Annotated in this window: 16 protein-coding genes and 1 tRNA gene; 12 read left to right on the top strand and 5 right to left on the bottom strand. The window is 41.9% G+C overall.

Annotated features, from left to right (window positions below):
* Nucleotides 1–79: 79 nt before the first annotated feature.
* Nucleotides 80–161 (bottom strand) — tRNA-Leu (locus NZ848_RS15360).
* A gap of 214 nt (nt 162–375) precedes the next feature.
* Here NZ848_RS15360 and NZ848_RS15355 point away from each other — a divergent pair.
* From NZ848_RS15355 to groL, 7 genes are all read left to right on the top strand, one after another.
* Nucleotides 376–2,646, top strand: a complete 2,271-nt coding sequence (locus tag NZ848_RS15355) for a RelA/SpoT family protein (RefSeq protein ID WP_253534139.1) — start codon at nt 376–378, stop codon at nt 2,644–2,646.
* A 46-nt stretch (nt 2,647–2,692) separates the two neighbouring features.
* The gene (locus tag NZ848_RS15350) at nt 2,693–3,211 is read left to right on the top strand and encodes a hypothetical protein (RefSeq protein WP_253534138.1); all 519 of its coding nucleotides are present in this window, start codon (nt 2,693–2,695) and stop codon (nt 3,209–3,211) included.
* Nucleotides 3,212–3,505: 294 nt separating this feature from the next.
* The gene (locus tag NZ848_RS15345; RefSeq protein WP_101725191.1) at nt 3,506–3,967 is read left to right on the top strand and encodes a Fur family transcriptional regulator; all 462 of its coding nucleotides are present in this window, start codon (nt 3,506–3,508) and stop codon (nt 3,965–3,967) included.
* A gap of 41 nt (nt 3,968–4,008) precedes the next feature.
* Entirely contained in the window at nt 4,009–5,289 is a 1,281-nt protein-coding gene (locus tag NZ848_RS15340; protein ID WP_259016253.1) for an adenylosuccinate synthase, read from the top strand.
* A 59-nt stretch (nt 5,290–5,348) separates the two neighbouring features.
* Nucleotides 5,349–5,891 carry a hypothetical protein gene (locus tag NZ848_RS15335; protein ID WP_259016252.1) on the top strand — a complete coding sequence of 181 codons (543 nt, stop codon included), beginning with the start codon at nt 5,349–5,351 and terminating at the stop codon, nt 5,889–5,891.
* 211 nt (nt 5,892–6,102) lie between these two features.
* Nucleotides 6,103–6,378: a co-chaperone GroES gene (locus tag NZ848_RS15330; protein WP_101725194.1), complete on the top strand. Its 276-nt coding sequence runs from the start codon at nt 6,103–6,105 to the stop codon at nt 6,376–6,378.
* Between the two features lie 112 nt (nt 6,379–6,490).
* Nucleotides 6,491–8,122, top strand: coding sequence for a chaperonin GroEL (groL, locus tag NZ848_RS15325; protein ID WP_253534135.1), 1,632 nt, complete (start codon nt 6,491–6,493; stop codon nt 8,120–8,122).
* Between the two features lie 84 nt (nt 8,123–8,206).
* On the opposite strand, the gene NZ848_RS15320 is transcribed toward groL, so the two are convergent.
* Nucleotides 8,207–9,199, bottom strand: a complete 993-nt coding sequence (locus NZ848_RS15320) for an MBL fold metallo-hydrolase (protein WP_259016251.1) — start codon at nt 9,197–9,199, stop codon at nt 8,207–8,209.
* 136 nt (nt 9,200–9,335) lie between these two features.
* Between NZ848_RS15320 and NZ848_RS15315 the strand changes: the two genes are divergently transcribed.
* Nucleotides 9,336–10,325 carry a YhdH/YhfP family quinone oxidoreductase gene (locus NZ848_RS15315; protein ID WP_259016250.1) on the top strand — a complete coding sequence of 330 codons (990 nt, stop codon included), beginning with the start codon at nt 9,336–9,338 and terminating at the stop codon, nt 10,323–10,325.
* 205 nt (nt 10,326–10,530) lie between these two features.
* On the opposite strand, the gene NZ848_RS15310 is transcribed toward NZ848_RS15315, so the two are convergent.
* The 3 genes from NZ848_RS15310 to NZ848_RS15300 form a co-directional block, all read right to left on the bottom strand.
* A complete protein-coding gene (locus NZ848_RS15310; RefSeq protein WP_259016249.1) occupies nt 10,531–12,141 on the bottom strand; it encodes an IS1634 family transposase in 1,611 nt (536 codons plus the stop codon).
* 246 nt (nt 12,142–12,387) lie between these two features.
* Entirely contained in the window at nt 12,388–13,752 is a 1,365-nt protein-coding gene (locus NZ848_RS15305; RefSeq protein ID WP_259016248.1) for a M20/M25/M40 family metallo-hydrolase, read from the bottom strand.
* A gap of 183 nt (nt 13,753–13,935) precedes the next feature.
* Nucleotides 13,936–14,157, bottom strand: a complete 222-nt coding sequence (locus tag NZ848_RS15300) for a PspC domain-containing protein (protein WP_101725199.1) — start codon at nt 14,155–14,157, stop codon at nt 13,936–13,938.
* 203 nt (nt 14,158–14,360) lie between these two features.
* Between NZ848_RS15300 and NZ848_RS15295 the strand changes: the two genes are divergently transcribed.
* The 4 genes from NZ848_RS15295 to NZ848_RS15280 all read left to right on the top strand — a co-directional run bounded on the left by NZ848_RS15295 (nt 14,361) and on the right by NZ848_RS15280 (nt 16,738).
* Complete coding sequence (locus tag NZ848_RS15295) at nt 14,361–14,555, top strand: cold-shock protein (RefSeq protein ID WP_101725200.1); 195 nt, start codon at nt 14,361–14,363, stop codon at nt 14,553–14,555.
* 217 nt (nt 14,556–14,772) lie between these two features.
* The gene (locus NZ848_RS15290; protein WP_259016247.1) at nt 14,773–15,246 is read left to right on the top strand and encodes a hypothetical protein; all 474 of its coding nucleotides are present in this window, start codon (nt 14,773–14,775) and stop codon (nt 15,244–15,246) included.
* A 24-nt stretch (nt 15,247–15,270) separates the two neighbouring features.
* Complete coding sequence (locus NZ848_RS15285; protein WP_253534130.1) at nt 15,271–15,954, top strand: hypothetical protein; 684 nt, start codon at nt 15,271–15,273, stop codon at nt 15,952–15,954.
* Between the two features lie 100 nt (nt 15,955–16,054).
* Entirely contained in the window at nt 16,055–16,738 is a 684-nt protein-coding gene (locus NZ848_RS15280) for a sensor histidine kinase (protein ID WP_259016246.1), read from the top strand.
* Nucleotides 16,739–16,741: the final 3 nt, after the last annotated feature.

Below are 16,741 nucleotides of genomic sequence, written 5' to 3'. Positions count from 1 at the left end.
AATGAAGCGAAGAAATAAAGTCTGAAAACTGCTATTATTAAAAAACCCCCTGACCGGGTGAGGTTCAGAGGGTTGTCTGTACGGGCGGAGGGACTCGAACCCCCATGCCTTGCGACACCAGATCCTAAGTCTGGCACGTCTACCAATTTCGCCACGCCCGCATCTCAATTTTTACGTCCGTTTATCATTGAACGGGCTGCAAAGGTAGTAACGATTTTAACTCTTGTCAAGAGTTTTCTCAAAAAAAATTAAAATTTTTAAAACTTTTTTTTCTGGCTCTAAAAAAACAGAAATTTACGCCCCGCCTTAAAAATAATTTGCTGGTCAGTCGGCAATTAATTATATTAGTCTTTAGGAATACAATAAACCATAAGAATGACAGCAGACGTTGCAGAAAAACCGGAAACCAGAAGTCAGTCTGAACCAATGATAGACCTTGAAAAAGAAAGAGCCGAGATATTAACCAAGTATCGCAGATTACTCAGGGCTGCCAAACCTACGCTGAAAGGCGACGATGCAAAGCAAATAAAAAAGGCGTTTACTATTTCGATGGAAGCCCATAAAGATATGCGGCGGAAATCCGGGGAACCCTACATCTATCATCCGCTTGAAGTGGCTCAGATATGCGTGGAAGAAATTGGCCTGGGGGCTACTTCTATTATCTGCGCATTGCTGCACGACGTGGTTGAAGACACCGATATGACGCTGAAAGAAATTGAAAAAGAGTTTGGTAACAAAGTAGCACGCATTATTGACGGCCTTACCAAAATATCAGGCAATTTTGAACAGGGTACCTCTGCCCAGGCAGAGAATTTCAGAAAAATGCTGATAACGCTTTCAGAAGATGTAAGGGTGATTCTGATTAAACTTGCCGACAGGCTGCATAACATGCGCACACTGGGCAGCATGGCGCGTAACTCTCAGCTTAAAATTGCGCATGAAACTATTTTTATATATGCACCTCTGGCACACCGCCTTGGTTTATACAAGATAAAATCTGAACTGGAAGATTTATATCTGAAATACACCGAACCGGAGATGTTTAAAGAGATAGCGCAGAAACTTAAAAGTACGAAATCTACCCGCGACCGGTTCATTGATAATTTTATTAAACCCCTTAAGAGAAAACTGCTGGAGGCAGGTCTTGAGTTTGTTATTAAAGGCCGGCCGAAACATATTTATTCAATCTGGAACAAGATAAAAAAACAGAATACGCCGTTTGAAGAAATTTATGACCTCTTTGCCATCAGAATTATTCTGACGCACGTACCTACCGAAAAGGAGAAGTCGGCCTGCTGGCAGGTTTATTCTATTGTTACAGACCAATACAAGCCTAATCCGGACAGGCTCAAAGACTGGATATCTATTCCAAAGGCCAATGGATATGAATCTTTACATACTACTGTTATGAGCCACACGGGACAATGGGTGGAGGTGCAGATTCGTACCGAACGCATGGACGAAATCTCAGAAAGAGGTTATGCGGCGCACTTTAAATACAAAGGCAACGATACGTCTATGAATGCCCCGCTCGACCGCTGGATTAACCAGGTGCGTGAAACGCTTACCTCAGGCGATAAATCGGCAATTGAATTTCTTGAAGACTTCAGAGGCAATTTCTATAACGAAGAAGTTTTTGTTTTTACCCCCAAAGGCGACCTCAAGGTGCTCAGAAAAGGCGCCACCGTGCTTGATTTTGCTTTTGAAATACATACCGAAATTGGCAGAAAATGCACAGCCGGTAAGGTAAATAACCAGTTGGTACCCATCAGTTATGTGCTTCAGAACGGAGACCAGCTTGAAATTCTTACCACCAAGAGCCAGAAGCCGTCAGAAGACTGGCTCAGGTTTGTAACCACAACCAAAGCCAAAGCACGTATTAAAGACCTGCTAAAGGAAGAAAACAGAGTTTATTACAGCGACGGCAAAGAAATTATAACTAAAAAGCTGAAAACCCTGGGGCTTGATAACAACCTGGAAACCCTGAACCAGCTGAGGGCTTATTTCAACAAAAAAGATTATAACGACCTCTACTATGCTTTTGGAAAGGCATACATAATGCCCGATGAGATTAAGAAGTTTAAGCATGAAAGAGACGTAAGGCTTAATAAAACAGCAAAAATTGAGATTGACAACAAGGCTTTTATTGATGCCAAAAGTTTTGAGAAAGAATTTAAGAAAGTTAAAGGTGATGATACCCTCTTTATTGGAGACGACCTGCAGGAAATTGACTTCACGCTGGCCAGATGTTGCAACCCTATACCGGGCGACGACGTGTTTGGTTTCCTGACCGTTAATGAGGGCATAAAAATACACCGAAACTCCTGCCCTAACGCACAACAGTTGTTGTCTCAGTACGGCAACCGGGTTATTAAAGCCAGGTGGTCGTCGCAGGTAGCTAAGGCATTTGTTGCTACCATTCATCTGGATGGCATTGACCGCATGGGCATGATACAGGATATTTCTAAGGTTATTTCAAGCGAACTCCATATTAATATGCGCTCTTTGGCAGTTGATACAAATGATGGTATCTTTACGGGCGTTATCAAACTGTACGTTCAGGACACCAGACACCTTGAAACCCTCATGAAACAATTGGGCGAAATAGAGGGCGTTCATCAGGTCACCCGTGTGGATGTTGAATAAAATCTGAAATTACCCAAAAGTATCACCCTATCAAACCTAAAACTTAATGAAACCCATTGCTGTTATAATAATCTTATTTTTTACAGGTTTTCATTGCTTTGCACAGACAACCGATACCCTTGTTACCAAAAGAGTATTTGTTACTACTGTTATTTACCGAAACGGCTTTAAACTACCCCATAAAAGAGTAAAAAGTTTATTTAAAGATACCTGGCAACCCAGGGTAAAGTATAACTGGGGTACCTTGGTGGCTCCGGTTGGTACTGCCATAACCGCCGCCGGATTAGGCCTGACAGTGATTGCCCTGAAAGGCACCCCTGCTACTACTTTTGCCGAAGGCCGGGATGTAAATTATACAGTGCGGAGCCTGCCGAAAGTATTGATGGGTATCGGAATTGTGACGGTAGGTGTCTGCCTGATTGAAGCCTCTAATGAGTGGGTACAAAGCTCAGTAAATATATACAATGCGCGCCAGAACAACCTCCGAGCCAGAACCTCGGTTATACAAAAAATAAATCTGGGTTTTACAGATAGTAATGGCCTGGGGTTAAGCATGAGGTTTTAGGGTAAAACACCTGCTTACCAGGCCAAACCTGCTGTTTAATGTAAGCTATGTATTCTGGTTGTTGTGTATCTCTTAAGATTTCAATACCTGCGCCCATTGCCATTATCATTTCCGGCTTCTGAAAATGCTTAATAATCAGTTTTACTACCTGCAAGACCGAAGGCCTGATGCCGGGGCCTGGGTTGTTTTACAATCCCAATTTTAGAAAATTAATCAATGATGTGTTCATTTTCGGGTTTTATCTATTTTCTTTGTAACTTGATTGCTAAACAATAGTCAAACACAGCGGATATTATGGTTCCTAATCCATCAAATTTTGACTCAGCCAAGCGCATATTTACCGCCTATCTGGAATCTAAACAACTTAGAAAAACGCCGGAAAGGTATGCTATACTGGAAGAAATATACTCTCGTGACGACCACTTTGAGGTGGAAGATTTGTATATTTCAATGAAAAACAAAAAATATCAGGTAAGCAGGGCAACCGTTTACAATACCCTTGATTTACTGGTTGAGTGTGACCTGGTAACCAAGCATCAGTTTGGTAAAAACATGGCTCAATACGAAAAAGCCTACGGTTACCGCCAACACGACCACCTGATTTGTGTTGACTGCCATAAGGTTATGGAGTTTTGCGACCCCCGGGTGCAGAACATCCAAAGCATGGTTGGCGAAATGCTGCAGTTCAGAGTAATGCACCATTCGCTTATATTTTATGGCAACTGCCAGCGTGAAAATTGCGAAAACAGAAATTAATTTTATCAGTTACAATACAAGACATATTCTTTTTACAAATAATGATTGACATACTTTTAGGTTTACAATGGGGCGATGAAGGCAAAGGAAAGATTGTTGACGTACTTGCCCCTGAATATCAGGTTGTTGCACGTTTTCAGGGTGGCCCCAATGCCGGCCATACACTTGAATTCGACGGTATTAAACACGTTCTTCACCAGATTCCCTCGGGTGTTTTCCGTAGCGACTGCCTCAATATCATTGGCAATGGTGTGGTGCTTGACCCTATCGTTTTCCGCAGAGAAATAGAAGGCTTGGCCAAATACAACCTTGAGCTGAAAAAAAACCTGATTATTTCAAAAAAGACTGCCATTATTATTCCATCGCACCGCTTGCTGGATGCCGCTCTTGAAAAATCAAAAGGTGATTCAAAAATCGGCTCTACCTTACGCGGTATCGGCCCGGCGTATTCAGACAAGGTATCACGCCAGGGGCTTAGACTGGGAGACATCCTGTCGCCAAATTTTGAAGAGAAATACCAATCATTGGTTGATAACCACAAACAGGTATTAGACTTTCATGAATTTGCTTATGACCTTTCAGAGTCTGAGAGAGAATTTTTTGCATCTATAGAATTCCTGAAAGGATTTAACATTCTTGATACTGAATATATAGTAAACGATTCACTGAAAAAAGGACAGAAAATTCTGGCAGAGGGCGCTCAGGGTTCTTTACTTGATATTGATTTCGGTTCTTATCCGTTTGTAACCAGCTCTAATACCACAGCAGCAGGTGTTTGCTCTGGCCTGGGTGTTGCACCAAGGCAGATTGGAGAAGTGTACGGTATTTTTAAAGCCTATTGCACCAGAGTAGGCAGCGGGCCGTTCCCTACAGAATTGCACGATGACCTGGGCGAAGCCATACGCCAGGAAGGCAGAGAATTTGGCGCTACAACGGGGCGTCCACGCCGTACTGGTTGGTTAGATTTACCAGCGCTTAAATATAGCATCATGCTGAATGGCGTTACGCAGTTAATTATGATGAAGGTAGACGTACTGAATTTCCTTGACGAAATTCAGGTATGCACGCATTACCGCCTGCCAGATGGCACTTTAACAGAGCAAATGCCTTTTGACTTAACAGATATTGCAGTTGAGCCGGTTTATAAATCATTTAAAGGATGGAAATGCTCACTGGCCGACTACCATACTTATGATGAGCTTCCGGCTGAGTTATCGGCATACATTAATTACTTAGAAGCAGAATTAGAAATTCCAATCAGTTTCATCTCAACAGGCCCGGACCGTGAGGCCATTATCCTGAGAGAAGCCATTGCATCTTAATCAAACATAGTTCATAAGTCTCACGGCCTTCAAAACTGTGAGACTTCATTTTTTTATCAATGAACAGCATTCTGGCACAGTATCTTTTCAACAAAGAAATCATTTACAAAAATCCATCGGTTCAGGAAGCTCCTGTATCGATAGAAACCGTAATGACCAAAGAAAGTACTAAAGCCATTGCTGATGCCCCCGCACCGGCAGTGAAAGAGAATCCGCAAACGATGGTTTCAAAACCTGCTGCTTTGCATCTGACACAAGAGGTGTTGATATTAGCCGAACGGATTTCGGAAGATGAAAAAGCGTTTCTTGGTAAAATCCTTTCGGCAGTAGGTTTATCTCTGGCACAGGTAGACCTGATTGATGTTCAGGTAATGCCCGCTGTTGACTACCCCTCTTTTCTGGCTCAGAAAACAACCAGTAAATTAATAAGCTTCGGCGTAGGGCTTAGCAGGCTGAACTGGGATGTGGTACTGACGCCGTATCAACTAAAAAACCTGTCGGGTATTACCTTTTTGCTTGCCAACAACCTGCAAACCATTTCAACTGATACCGCACATAAAAAAAACCTGTGGGCTGCCTTACAGGTTATGTTCAATAAATAAATCAGCTTCCAGATTTCTTTTACCTGCTTTACTCCGGCTTCTGTCATACTTTTAACAATTTTGTCAGGTAATACTGAAAATTTGTCAGAAAACCTTACCTTTGCGGCTCCTTGGCAAAAATCTTGTTCATAACAGAACAGTCTCAATATCAGACATTACTGTCTGGTTTTCACAAGTACAATTATTAAAACCATAAAAATCAAAAATAACTATGTCAGTAAACGTAAAGCCATTAGCAGACAGAGTATTAATTGAAGCTGCTCCGGCGGAGGAAAAAACGGCATTCGGTATTATCATTCCCGACACTGCTAAAGAAAAACCACAAAAAGGTATTGTAGTAGCAGTAGGTCCTGGCAAAAAAGATGAGCCTCTTCTAGTAAAAGTTGGCGACAGCGTTCTATACGGAAAATATGCCGGAACTGAAATTACCGTTGAAGGCAAAGAATACCTTATCATGCGTGAATCAGACATCTACGCAATTGTTTAAAAACCGGACCCCGGGTTCGCCATTATAGGTAGTGCGGGTTTATCCGTTCTGCCATAAAAACCATTCCTATTCAATCATTTTCATTCACTAATTAATAATTAGTAAAAACAACATGGCAAAGCAAATCATTTTTGATACAGAAGCAAGAGAAAAATTGAAGCGTGGTGTTGACACACTTGCAAACGCTGTAAAAGTAACGCTTGGACCAAAAGGCCGTAACGTTATTATTGATAAAAAATTCGGTTCACCTGCAATCACTAAAGACGGTGTAACTGTAGCAAAAGAAATCGAATTGAAAGATTCGATTGAAAACATGGGAGCACAACTCGTAAAAGAAGTGGCTTCTAAAACTGCTGACCAGGCTGGTGACGGTACTACAACTGCTACAGTTTTGGCGCAATCAATCTACACCATCGGTGCTAAAAACGTAGCTGCCGGTGCAAACCCAATGGATTTGAAACGTGGTATCGACAAAGCCGTTACTGCAGTAGTTGAGGCATTGAAAGGCCAGTCAAAAGCCATCTCAACTTCAAAAGAAATTGAGCAGGTAGCAACTATCTCTGCCAATAACGACCACGAAATCGGTCAGATGATTGCTCATGCAATGGATAAAGTTGGTAAAGAAGGTGTTATCACTGTTGAAGAAGCACGTGGTACTGAAACCGAAGTAAAAACTGTAGAAGGTATGCAGTTTGACCGCGGTTACCTTTCGGCTTACTTTGTAACCAACGCTGAGAAAATGGAGGTTGAACTGGAGAAACCGTTCATCCTTATTTCTGAGAAAAAAATCTCTTCAATGAAAGAGTTACTTCCTGTGTTGGAAGGCGTTGCACAAACTGGTCGTCCGTTGTTAATTATTGCTGAAGATGTAGATGGCGAAGCCCTTGCTACACTTGTAGTTAACAAAATCCGTGGTGCATTGAAAATATGTGCAGTAAAAGCCCCTGGTTTTGGCGACCGTCGTAAAGCTATGTTGGAAGACATCGCAATTCTGACAGGTGGTACTGTAATTGCTGAAGAGCGCGGATTCAAACTTGAAAATGCTGACTTGTCATATTTAGGACATTGCGATAAAATCATCGTTGATAAAGATAATACAACTATCGTAAATGGTTCTGGCGACCAAGAGCAAATTGCAGGTCGTATCAACCAGATCAAAGCACAAATCGAATCAACTACTTCTGATTACGACCGTGAGAAACTACAGGAACGTCTGGCTAAATTGTCAGGTGGTGTAGCTATCATTTACATCGGCGCTGCTACAGAAGTAGAAATGAAAGAGAAAAAAGACCGCGTTGATGACGCCCTTCATGCCACACGCGCTGCGGTTGAAGAAGGTATCGTAGCAGGTGGTGGTGTGGCGTTAATCCGTGCGCAATCAGCTCTTGCAGGTCTTGAAGGCCTTAACGGTGACGAAACCACCGGTATTGCCATCATCAGATCAGCTATCGAATCACCATTACGTACTATCGTTGCCAACGCAGGTGGCGAAGGTTCAGTAATTGTACAAGCTGTAAAAGCCGGTGAAGGTTCGTTCGGTTACAATGCCCGCGAAGACAAATATGAAGATATGTTGGCAGCAGGTATTATTGACCCAACTAAAGTGACCCGTCTGGCACTTGAAAACGCCGCTTCTATTGCAGGTCTGTTGTTAACTACTGAAGCTGTAGTTTCTGATATTGCAGAAGAAAAAGCTCCTGACATGGGCCATGCTCATGGCGGTGGTATGGGTGGCATGATGTAATCATCTGCTTTCTCAAAATATATTCAAAAGCCCTCGGAGCAATCCGGGGGCTTTGTTTTTGTAGCCGGTTATACCGTTTTCAAACTAAATTTTCAGCACCTCTCCTACTTTTAAGGCCTCCAGTTCTCCATTAATTTCACCATCATACTCCAGTCTTTTTAAGACCCTCAATGGGTCGCCCAGTGGTTCGTCGGCCAAATCAAAAGTGCCATAATGCATGGGTATCATTACCTTTGCCCTGGTATCATGAAAAGCCCTTACTGCATCAGCGGGTGATGTATGGCTTTGCGCCATAAAAAATTCAGGTTTATAGGCCCCAATACCTAACATACAATAATCAATATCCGGAAATACCCCGCCGATGTCTCTAAAATGGCCACCGTATCCGGAGTCACCGCCAAAATAAATGGTTTTACCGGCTGCCTCCATAACAAAACCACCCCACAAGCGTTTGTTTGTATCTGTCAGGAATCGCCTGCCCCAGTGCCTTGCTGGCACATAAGAAACCTTAACGGCCGGATCTGTCTTGTATTGTTGATACCAACCTGCTGCCTGTACCTGGTTACTTTTTGTAAAAACCGGTAACAATGCATCCAGTTGCAAGCCTGTCAGATACATGGCATCGGGGTTATTGGCTGCCAGTAGTTTCAGGCTGTTTTCATCACAATGGTCGCGGTGGTCGTGCGAAATCAGAATGTAATCAATACCCCTTAAATCGCCAGCCTCTATGGGTAAGGCTGATTGACGCTTTAACAGAGAAACATTAAATAACACGGGGTCAATCAAAAAGGTAAAACCTGCCAGCCGTATAAAATATGAGGCATGCCCCAGCCACACGATGCAATCATCCTTTGACGTCATAAACCCCTGGTTAAACATAACCTCTGCACGCCAGGTATCATTTTTCTTTTCCTGCTTTTGCGGATTAACCGTGGTTTGCCATTTTATCAGGTCTTTGAATGAATCAACAAACGGAAACTCATGGTTAATGAATCTCCCTTTGCTGTCAACAGGCGTACCACTCCACGCAAACGGTAGTGTCAGATTTACTAAATCAGGATTAGAAGTATAAGGCATTTTAATTGCAAGGTTTCTACTTAAAAACCAAAGTGCCTTATAAAAGTTCCATTGCCTAAGGCCTGTAATTTGAAGCAAAAATTTTGCGGGTGTATTGAAACTTTTACTGATATTTGCTTAAACAACCAAGCCTGGTATGCCTACATTTAAAGCATTTTATGTCAGCGAAAACGCCGACAAAAGCTATTCCAATCAGATTATTGAGCGTTCTACTGATGACCTGCCGGAAGGCGAAGTATTAATACGCGTTAAGTATTCATCACTTAACTATAAAGATGCGTTATCGGCAACCGGCAATAAAGGTGTTACGCGCAATTATCCGCATACACCCGGTATTGACGCAGCAGGCATAGTGGAGGAGTCGGCCACTGACCAGTTCAGCAAGGGCGAAAAAGTATTGGTAACCGGCTTTGATTTAGGAATGAATACCGCAGGAGGTTTCGGCCAATATATTCGGATACCAGCCAGATGGGTAGTAAAGCTGCCACGTGGACTGCGCCTGAAAGAAAGCATGATTTTTGGCACAGCGGGCCTGACTGCCGCATTGTGCATAGATAAATTATTACAAAACGGCCTTACGCCAGATAAAGGCAAAGTAATTGTTACCGGCGCAACCGGAGGCGTAGGCACTTTGGCCGTAATGATACTGGCCAGATTAGGCTTTGAAACCGTAGCTGTTACAGGTAAACCGGAAGGCGCTGCTTACCTGAAAAATCTTGGAGCAACAGAGGTACTAAATCGGGATGCTGTACATGACCATTCGGGCAGGCCACTATTGAAAGGCCTGTATGCCGGCTGTGTAGATACGGTAGGTGGGGCAATTCTGGCCACTATCCTGAAAACCATGCAATATAACGGTGTCGTTAGTATCTGCGGGCTGGTACAATCGGCTGAGCTAACCACAACGGTTTATCCATTTATTCTGCGGGGTATTTCTATGTTTGGTATTGACTCGTCAGAATGTGATATTGAATGGCGAAAAAAGATGTGGAAGAACCTGGCCGGCAAATGGAAGCCAACGAAAATTGAGCAGATTGCCAGAACCGTAACACTAAAAGGCCTAAGCAAAGAAATAAAGAAGATTCTGAAAGGCGGGCAAATGGGAAGAGTAATAGTAAGGTTATAAAAACAACTGAGCCCCGTCGGTCAAAGGGGCTCAGTTGCTATACCATTAAAGACCATATTTATCAATCAGGTAAACCAGTGCTGCCATTGAGGCGGCACCCAGTTTCAGTTCTCTTGAGTTTGACACGATTTTGGGATAAGTGGCTGATAATAAGGTACATGAATATCCAATCGGCTCTCTACAAACCGTTATTTGGAGTACGAGTTCAGATTTTAAACTTTGCTTGCGTTTGTATGGGTAATATTGGTTTTAAGCCCAGTTTTTGGAGGATAATTTTTTCGTTTTCTGTTGGCATAGACCTTAGATAAGATTTGGCTCCGTTATTTTCTATCAGGCTTACTTGCATTTTGTCAAGGGTATCCCTCAACCCTTTTTCAGTGATTACATTTTTATCGCGGTTAATTTTTTGTAAGACAAAGTTTTGTATGGCGAAGGCTATGTAACACAGGCATATATGTCCTTCGATTCGCTGGTCTGTCCAGTGAAACATGGGCCTGGTTTCCAGATGGGATTTGAAGGTTCTGAAGCTATGTTCTATTTTGAATAGTTGTTTGTATTGGTCCAGAACTTCGGCTACCGCCATGCTTTGATTATTGGTGCTTATAGCTAAAAACCCATCATACTTTTCGGAGACCTTTATTTTTTCTTCATTCAGGCTATATTTCTGGTTTTCATTTGATTTTAAGAAGAATCTGGTGGCTTTATTGTTGATTTTCGAAGGGTTCTTCAAGAGGTGCTGTGCGTGCTGTAGTTTATCTTCCCGGTCTTGCTTGTCTTTGGCCGCTCTTTTTGCCGAGTAGGTAGTAATAAAGGTCTTGCCTTCCTGTTTTAATGTGGTGTAGCGAATCAAAACATCTTGTCCGGTAGCATCTTTGTATATCCACTGCTGATGGTAATTCTTTAAGTCGAGTAGGGTTTGCTGCGTTTTTTGGGGCAGACTCTTCAAACGTTCTCCAATGATAAATTCGTAGCCTTTGCTATTTGTTATTTCCAGGTTTTTCTTTGAAAGCATCCCCCTATCGGCTACTACAATTACTTTGTCAATCTGGTATCGCTTTTTAAGGTCGCCCAGTGCTTCCCTAAAAGTATCCCCTTCATAGGTGTTGCCTTTGAAAACCCTATAACCGATAGGGTTTTTCAGGTGGTCTATGAGCATACAAAAAAGAACTTGTGTTTTACCTATTTTGCCATCCTTACCAAAACCCATTTGTCTGAGTTGTCCTTCTTTCTCAACTTCGCTGGCAAAGTAGAAGGTCGTTACATCATAAAATACCACATCCAGGCTTTGATTGAAAAGATTCCGACCCGTTTGAAAAATCTGCTGCTGGATTAACTCAGTATACTGAGCCAACTTATCCAGAGCCCGATACAAGTGCTGTAATGACAATTCGGGAAGGTTTATGTACTCATCACGATGCTGAAAGTTGCTGCGTTTGCTGCAAGGGCTTTGCAGTCGTTCCAAAAGCATCAGAAATACACTGTCAAAAAGACTGAACTGAAGCTTGCTCTTTTGCTGAAGACGATCCAAAAGAAGCCTTAACCCATACTGCTCCAGGGCATAACCAAATACTTTTTGATAACCATAATTGTATCGACCTAATTCGATTAGGTCCCCTTCCAAAATAGTCTTCAACTCTCCTCCACCTAATTCGTAAAATCTGATGCCAATGTTACGAAGTTCTTCAGGCTTATAATCTTCAACCTTACCAAGAGAATACAAAACCCTCGAACTAGGCTTCCCTGACCCATTTCGGAAACTCTCCAAAATGCGCAAATAAGTGCCTGATTGCTTTCTCTCTACTTTCAAATATGCCATAATGCAAAATTACAACCATATAGCTTTGAATGTCAATAGACAAAAACACAATCGGCTCTCTACACTTTTTCCGAAAAATAGCCAAAATAGCCCCCAGTTAGCCATCCAAGAGCTTTTTCCAAAAACAACTGTCAAACTCAAGAAGAAATAAAGAAGATTCTGAAAGGCGGGCAAATGGGAAGAGTAATAGTAAGGTTATAAAAGCAACTGAGCCCCGTCGGTCAAAGGGGCTCAGTTGCTATACCATTAAAGACCATATTTATCAATCAGGTAAACCAGTGCTGCCATTGAGGCGGCACCCAGTTTCAGTTCTCTTTCATTAACGGCATCCAGGTTATCAGTTTGCGCATGATGAAAATCAAAATACCGTTGCGAATCTGGTTTGAAACCAATCAATAATGTACCCTGATTACCCAAAGGGCCAATATCTGCCCCACCGCTACCACGGCCAATTTCTGCCAGCCCATAAGGTGCCAATAGCTTTTTATACACTTCTACTTTAGCTATCTGCTCGTTGGTACCTACCATGCCAAAGCCACGGGGTGCAAAACCACCGTTGTCTGACTCAATGGCTGCAATATGTTTTTCGTTGTTTTGTTTGGCCAGGTCGGCATATTTGGTTCCACCTCTCAAACCGTTCTCTTCGTTCATGTACATCACTACTCGTATGGTACGCTTCGGTTTTATTCCCAGTGCATTCAGTGTGCGCAATACTTCAATTGCCTGTACGCACCCTGCTCCGTCATCCTGGGCGCCCTCTGCCAGGTCCCAAGAGTCTAAATGCCCGCCAACTACAATAATCTCATCCGGCTTTTCGGTGCCTTTAATTTCACCAATTACATTGTGCGATGGCGCATCGGGCAGTGTTTCGCAACTCTGTTTAAAATAGAATTTCAATTTCGGGTTCTCCTTTAATAGCTTACTCAGCTTATCAGCTCCGTTAGTGCTGATGGCAGCCGTAGGTATCATCGGTATGCCCGGTGCATATCTCATACCTCCGGTATGGGGGTTATCGTCTTGCAGGGTAGTCATTGAGCGTATAATAGCGCCTACTGCACCGTATCTGGCGGCTTCAGAAGCGCCATTACCACGTTGCTGCACAGCCCCTGCGTAAGCCTCAAAGGTATTAATTTTGGTAGGGTCCATCGGGCGGTTAAACAACACTATTTTGCCCTTTACTTTTGCTTCTCCCAAAGCTTTCAGTTCTTCAAAGCTTTTCACCTCAATTACCTCTGCCTTAATTCCGGTGGGCGGAGTAGCAACTGAGCCACCCAGGGCTACAATTGGCACCTTCATTTTGGCCTTACCGGTTTCAATGTAGGCATCTTCCTTAGCACCGCGCACCCAGTGCGGCACCATTACATCTTGTAAAAACACTTTTGGAAAGCGGTAATCCTCCATTACTTTTTTGGTGTATTGCACAGCCTTTGCTGCCCCGGCAGACCCGCTTAGGCGCGGCCCGATATTCTTACACAGGTAAGTCAATACATTGTAACATTCGCCTTTTGTCAGAATCTCATCATAGATTTTTCTGATTTGCAGGCTGTCCGGATTTTGCTGCGCAAAGCCAATGTGCGCTAAAAAAAGCAAGGGAAAGAAGATTTTCTTCATACGTGTCTGTCAGGAAGTGTTTATAGATTTCGTTTTTTCAAAAGTACATTTTTTAGGCAAGATTACCAATCAACTTGCCTGTATATGCAACGAAGAAAACGCGAATTTCTGAAAAACAACATTACGGCCAAATACAAAGTACTGCCCTTAAATACAATATACTTAACGAAGATACTTACGGCACTAAAACTCCCAGACGGTAGGGTTTTTATGACGACGCAGATGCTTTCTGGCTTCCATCCAGAACGCCAGAACAAGGTAGATGATAATCGGCGAACCGAAGGTAAAAAAAGAAGCGTAGATAAAATACAACCTCACGCTACTTGCTGAGAAGTTAAGCTTCTCTCCCAGACGGGAACAAACCCCGAAAAGCTGGTTTTCTACTAGGTATCTTAGGCGTATCATTTCTTTTTTTCACAAAGTTATTACGAATCTACTAATAATATCCTTATAAACAATAAAACTACAATTTTTTAATATAGCCCGATACATTTTTGTGCAAATAAATATGAGTTTTGTCCTAATAAATTTGTCAAAAAACTTGCACTATCATTAAAAATATGTACATTGCGATTCAATTTTTCATTTTCTTTTAATTTTCAATTTCAATGCAAACAGGTGTAGTAAAATTCTTCAACGAGACCAAAGGCTTTGGATTTATCGTTGATGACGCTTCAGGGCAAGAGATCTTCGTTCATGTGACTGGACTAGGCGGCAGAAAAATTCGTGAAAACGATACAGTTGAATACGAAGTTGTCGAAGGCCGTAAAGGTTTGAATGCAGTCAACGTGAAAAAAATATAATTTTTTTCTAAGTACGATTGAGCTCATTTCAGAAACCTCACTATTGTGAACAATAGTGAGGTTTTATTTTTTGCTTTCGCGTAAAAACACTTAATTCATCAGGGGTTTTTACGTATTTTAACAATTCTTTTAAAACTAACTCATATATTTCGGTGAGTTTTCTAAAACACTACAAAACAATTATCCTTTTATTTAACCATTAAAACAACTCACTATCATGACAGAAAATTGGCCTTACTCCCTAAAAGAAGCTGAAAACATAGGAACTATATGTTCGGTTTCTTCTACAAAGGATTACTCGAACCAATTCAAAAAAGATGTGGCTGCACCTAGCAGACAAAATTCTTATGATTCGAGATTTATAATTGATAACACCATAAGAGATGCAGAGTTTTTTGGTATCAAAAGCATTGAAAATTTAATTGCAACTGCCCAAAAACAAGCCACAGTGGTTGGTATCAGAGTTTATTACGGACTAGCCTACGAAAAAATTAACCCCGAAACCGGATTAACACAGATTTCTACAGAGCCAATTGAAGGTGGAGACCCTGAAATGAGGCCAAGATTATTTCTTGTTGCTGTAGATGAAAAAGGCAGTGACATTATGATTGGCCTTGGCGGAAACGGCGACGACCCGAATGGCAATGGACTGGGAGGCGGTTCTCCTCAACCACCGTACGGCCAAAATTAAATTTAAAAGGACGAAACTAATCGAATGAACGGACTAATGCTCTTTTCAACGGTTTCAGAAGTAAGTATTCTTATTCCGGCGTTAATCATACTATTTAAAAGAAAATATCTTAGCGCTGAACTAAGAATACTTGCTGTGTATGTTATTCTTACACTCATCAGAAACACTTTCGGAGTAACCTCAGATTTACTCTATTACTCAGGACTTAAAAACTTTAACACTTTATTTTTTTACAACTGGCAGTCTGTACTGGGTTTTTACCTTATTGTATGGTTTTACTACAGGCTACTGCACTATAAATATTGGCGTTTATTTATTATTTCAGCCTCTTTCATTTTCACTATCTGTGCCATTCTTGAAATCCCCTCTGGCTCGCTTACCAAATTGAATACCGGCTCTTTTAATCAATATACCTACACAGCATCAAGCCTGATTATACTCGTAATTGTGCTGGCTTATTTCTATGAGCTGCTACAGGATTTAAAAGTCGAAAATATCACAAAATTTTCCTACTTTTGGGTAAGTGTTGGGCTGTTATTCTATTTTGGTGGAAGCCTCTTTGTAAATTTGTTTCTGGTAAAGGCGGCCATATCCACCACGCAAATTACCTGGGGAATAAACTCAGCCCTTAGTTTTGTATTCCATTTTACGGTCTCGCTGGCATTTTATTACAGTAACTTTTTGTACAACAGTCATAAAGATGAGTGACCTGCAGCTTATATTTCTGGGTTCCGCGGGGCTTCTGGTACTAATTATCTTTTGCATTTTGTTTGTGGTCTATTATAAGAAAAAACAAGCAGAGCAAAAGATGAATATTCAGGAGCTTAAGGCCGAGATGCATAAACGCTTGCTTGAGTCGTCGCTGGAGGTTCAGGAAGTTGAAAGACGCCGTATAGCCAAAGACCTGCATGATGAGGTAGGCGCCATGCTTTCGGTAACCAAGATGAGCTTTAATCAGTTACTAAAAAAAATAGATACCTCAGGCGAAGTGATAGAGCAGGGCCAGCAAACCAAGGAGTTTCTGGAAGAATCAATCAGCCAGGTGCGAAGAATATCGCGCGAACTGGTACCCAGCACGCTTGAAGATTTTGGATTAATTATAGCCATTGACGAGTTTATTCAGAAAATACACATAGCCACCGGAGTACTGTTTATTTTTAACCATGAAGGCATAGACGACACCCAAAGGTTTGATAATAAAATTGAACTGACCGTGTATCGGATAGCCCAGGAGCTGGTTAACAACGCCCTGAAACACGCCGAAGCACAAGAGATAACCCTCAAGCTGTCGCTTCTGAACAAAAAACTTAGCTTTGTATTCACTGATAACGGTAAAGGATTTAACCTGGAAGCGGTAAAAAAAGACGTAAAGTCTGGTTTGGGTCTGCGAAACATAGAAAGCCGTCTGAGCGTAGTGAATGGCACATTTGCTATTCAGTCTATTCTGGACAAAGGAACGAGTTCAACCATAGAGATTCCGTTATTATCTTAGTTA

The sequence above is a fragment of the Emticicia fluvialis genome, from assembly GCF_024793945.1.
GTDB classification, from domain to species: Bacteria; Bacteroidota; Bacteroidia; order Cytophagales; family Spirosomataceae; genus Emticicia; species Emticicia fluvialis.
This window is presented reverse-complemented; position numbering and strand designations above follow the sequence as displayed.

Coding starts and splice junctions, on each gene's coding strand:
- NZ848_RS15320 (WP_259016251.1), bottom strand. CDS start 9,199: ATGCCTTATACTTCTAATCCTGATTTAGTAAATCTGACACTACCGTTT.
- NZ848_RS15290 (WP_259016247.1), top strand. CDS start 14,773: ATGACAGAAAATTGGCCTTACTCCCTAAAAGAAGCTGAAAACATAGGA.
- NZ848_RS15280 (WP_259016246.1), top strand. CDS start 16,055: ATGAATATTCAGGAGCTTAAGGCCGAGATGCATAAACGCTTGCTTGAG.
- NZ848_RS15310 (WP_259016249.1), bottom strand. CDS start 12,141: ATGGCATATTTGAAAGTAGAGAGAAAGCAATCAGGCACTTATTTGCGC.
- NZ848_RS15285 (WP_253534130.1), top strand. CDS start 15,271: ATGAACGGACTAATGCTCTTTTCAACGGTTTCAGAAGTAAGTATTCTT.
- NZ848_RS15295 (WP_101725200.1), top strand. CDS start 14,361: ATGCAAACAGGTGTAGTAAAATTCTTCAACGAGACCAAAGGCTTTGGA.
- groL (WP_253534135.1), top strand. CDS start 6,491: ATGGCAAAGCAAATCATTTTTGATACAGAAGCAAGAGAAAAATTGAAG.
- NZ848_RS15330 (WP_101725194.1), top strand. CDS start 6,103: ATGTCAGTAAACGTAAAGCCATTAGCAGACAGAGTATTAATTGAAGCT.
- NZ848_RS15305 (WP_259016248.1), bottom strand. CDS start 13,752: ATGAAGAAAATCTTCTTTCCCTTGCTTTTTTTAGCGCACATTGGCTTT.
- NZ848_RS15345 (WP_101725191.1), top strand. CDS start 3,506: ATGGTTCCTAATCCATCAAATTTTGACTCAGCCAAGCGCATATTTACC.
- NZ848_RS15350 (WP_253534138.1), top strand. CDS start 2,693: ATGAAACCCATTGCTGTTATAATAATCTTATTTTTTACAGGTTTTCAT.
- NZ848_RS15315 (WP_259016250.1), top strand. CDS start 9,336: ATGCCTACATTTAAAGCATTTTATGTCAGCGAAAACGCCGACAAAAGC.
- NZ848_RS15335 (WP_259016252.1), top strand. CDS start 5,349: ATGAACAGCATTCTGGCACAGTATCTTTTCAACAAAGAAATCATTTAC.
- NZ848_RS15340 (WP_259016253.1), top strand. CDS start 4,009: ATGATTGACATACTTTTAGGTTTACAATGGGGCGATGAAGGCAAAGGA.
- NZ848_RS15355 (WP_253534139.1), top strand. CDS start 376: ATGACAGCAGACGTTGCAGAAAAACCGGAAACCAGAAGTCAGTCTGAA.
- NZ848_RS15300 (WP_101725199.1), bottom strand. CDS start 14,157: ATGATACGCCTAAGATACCTAGTAGAAAACCAGCTTTTCGGGGTTTGT.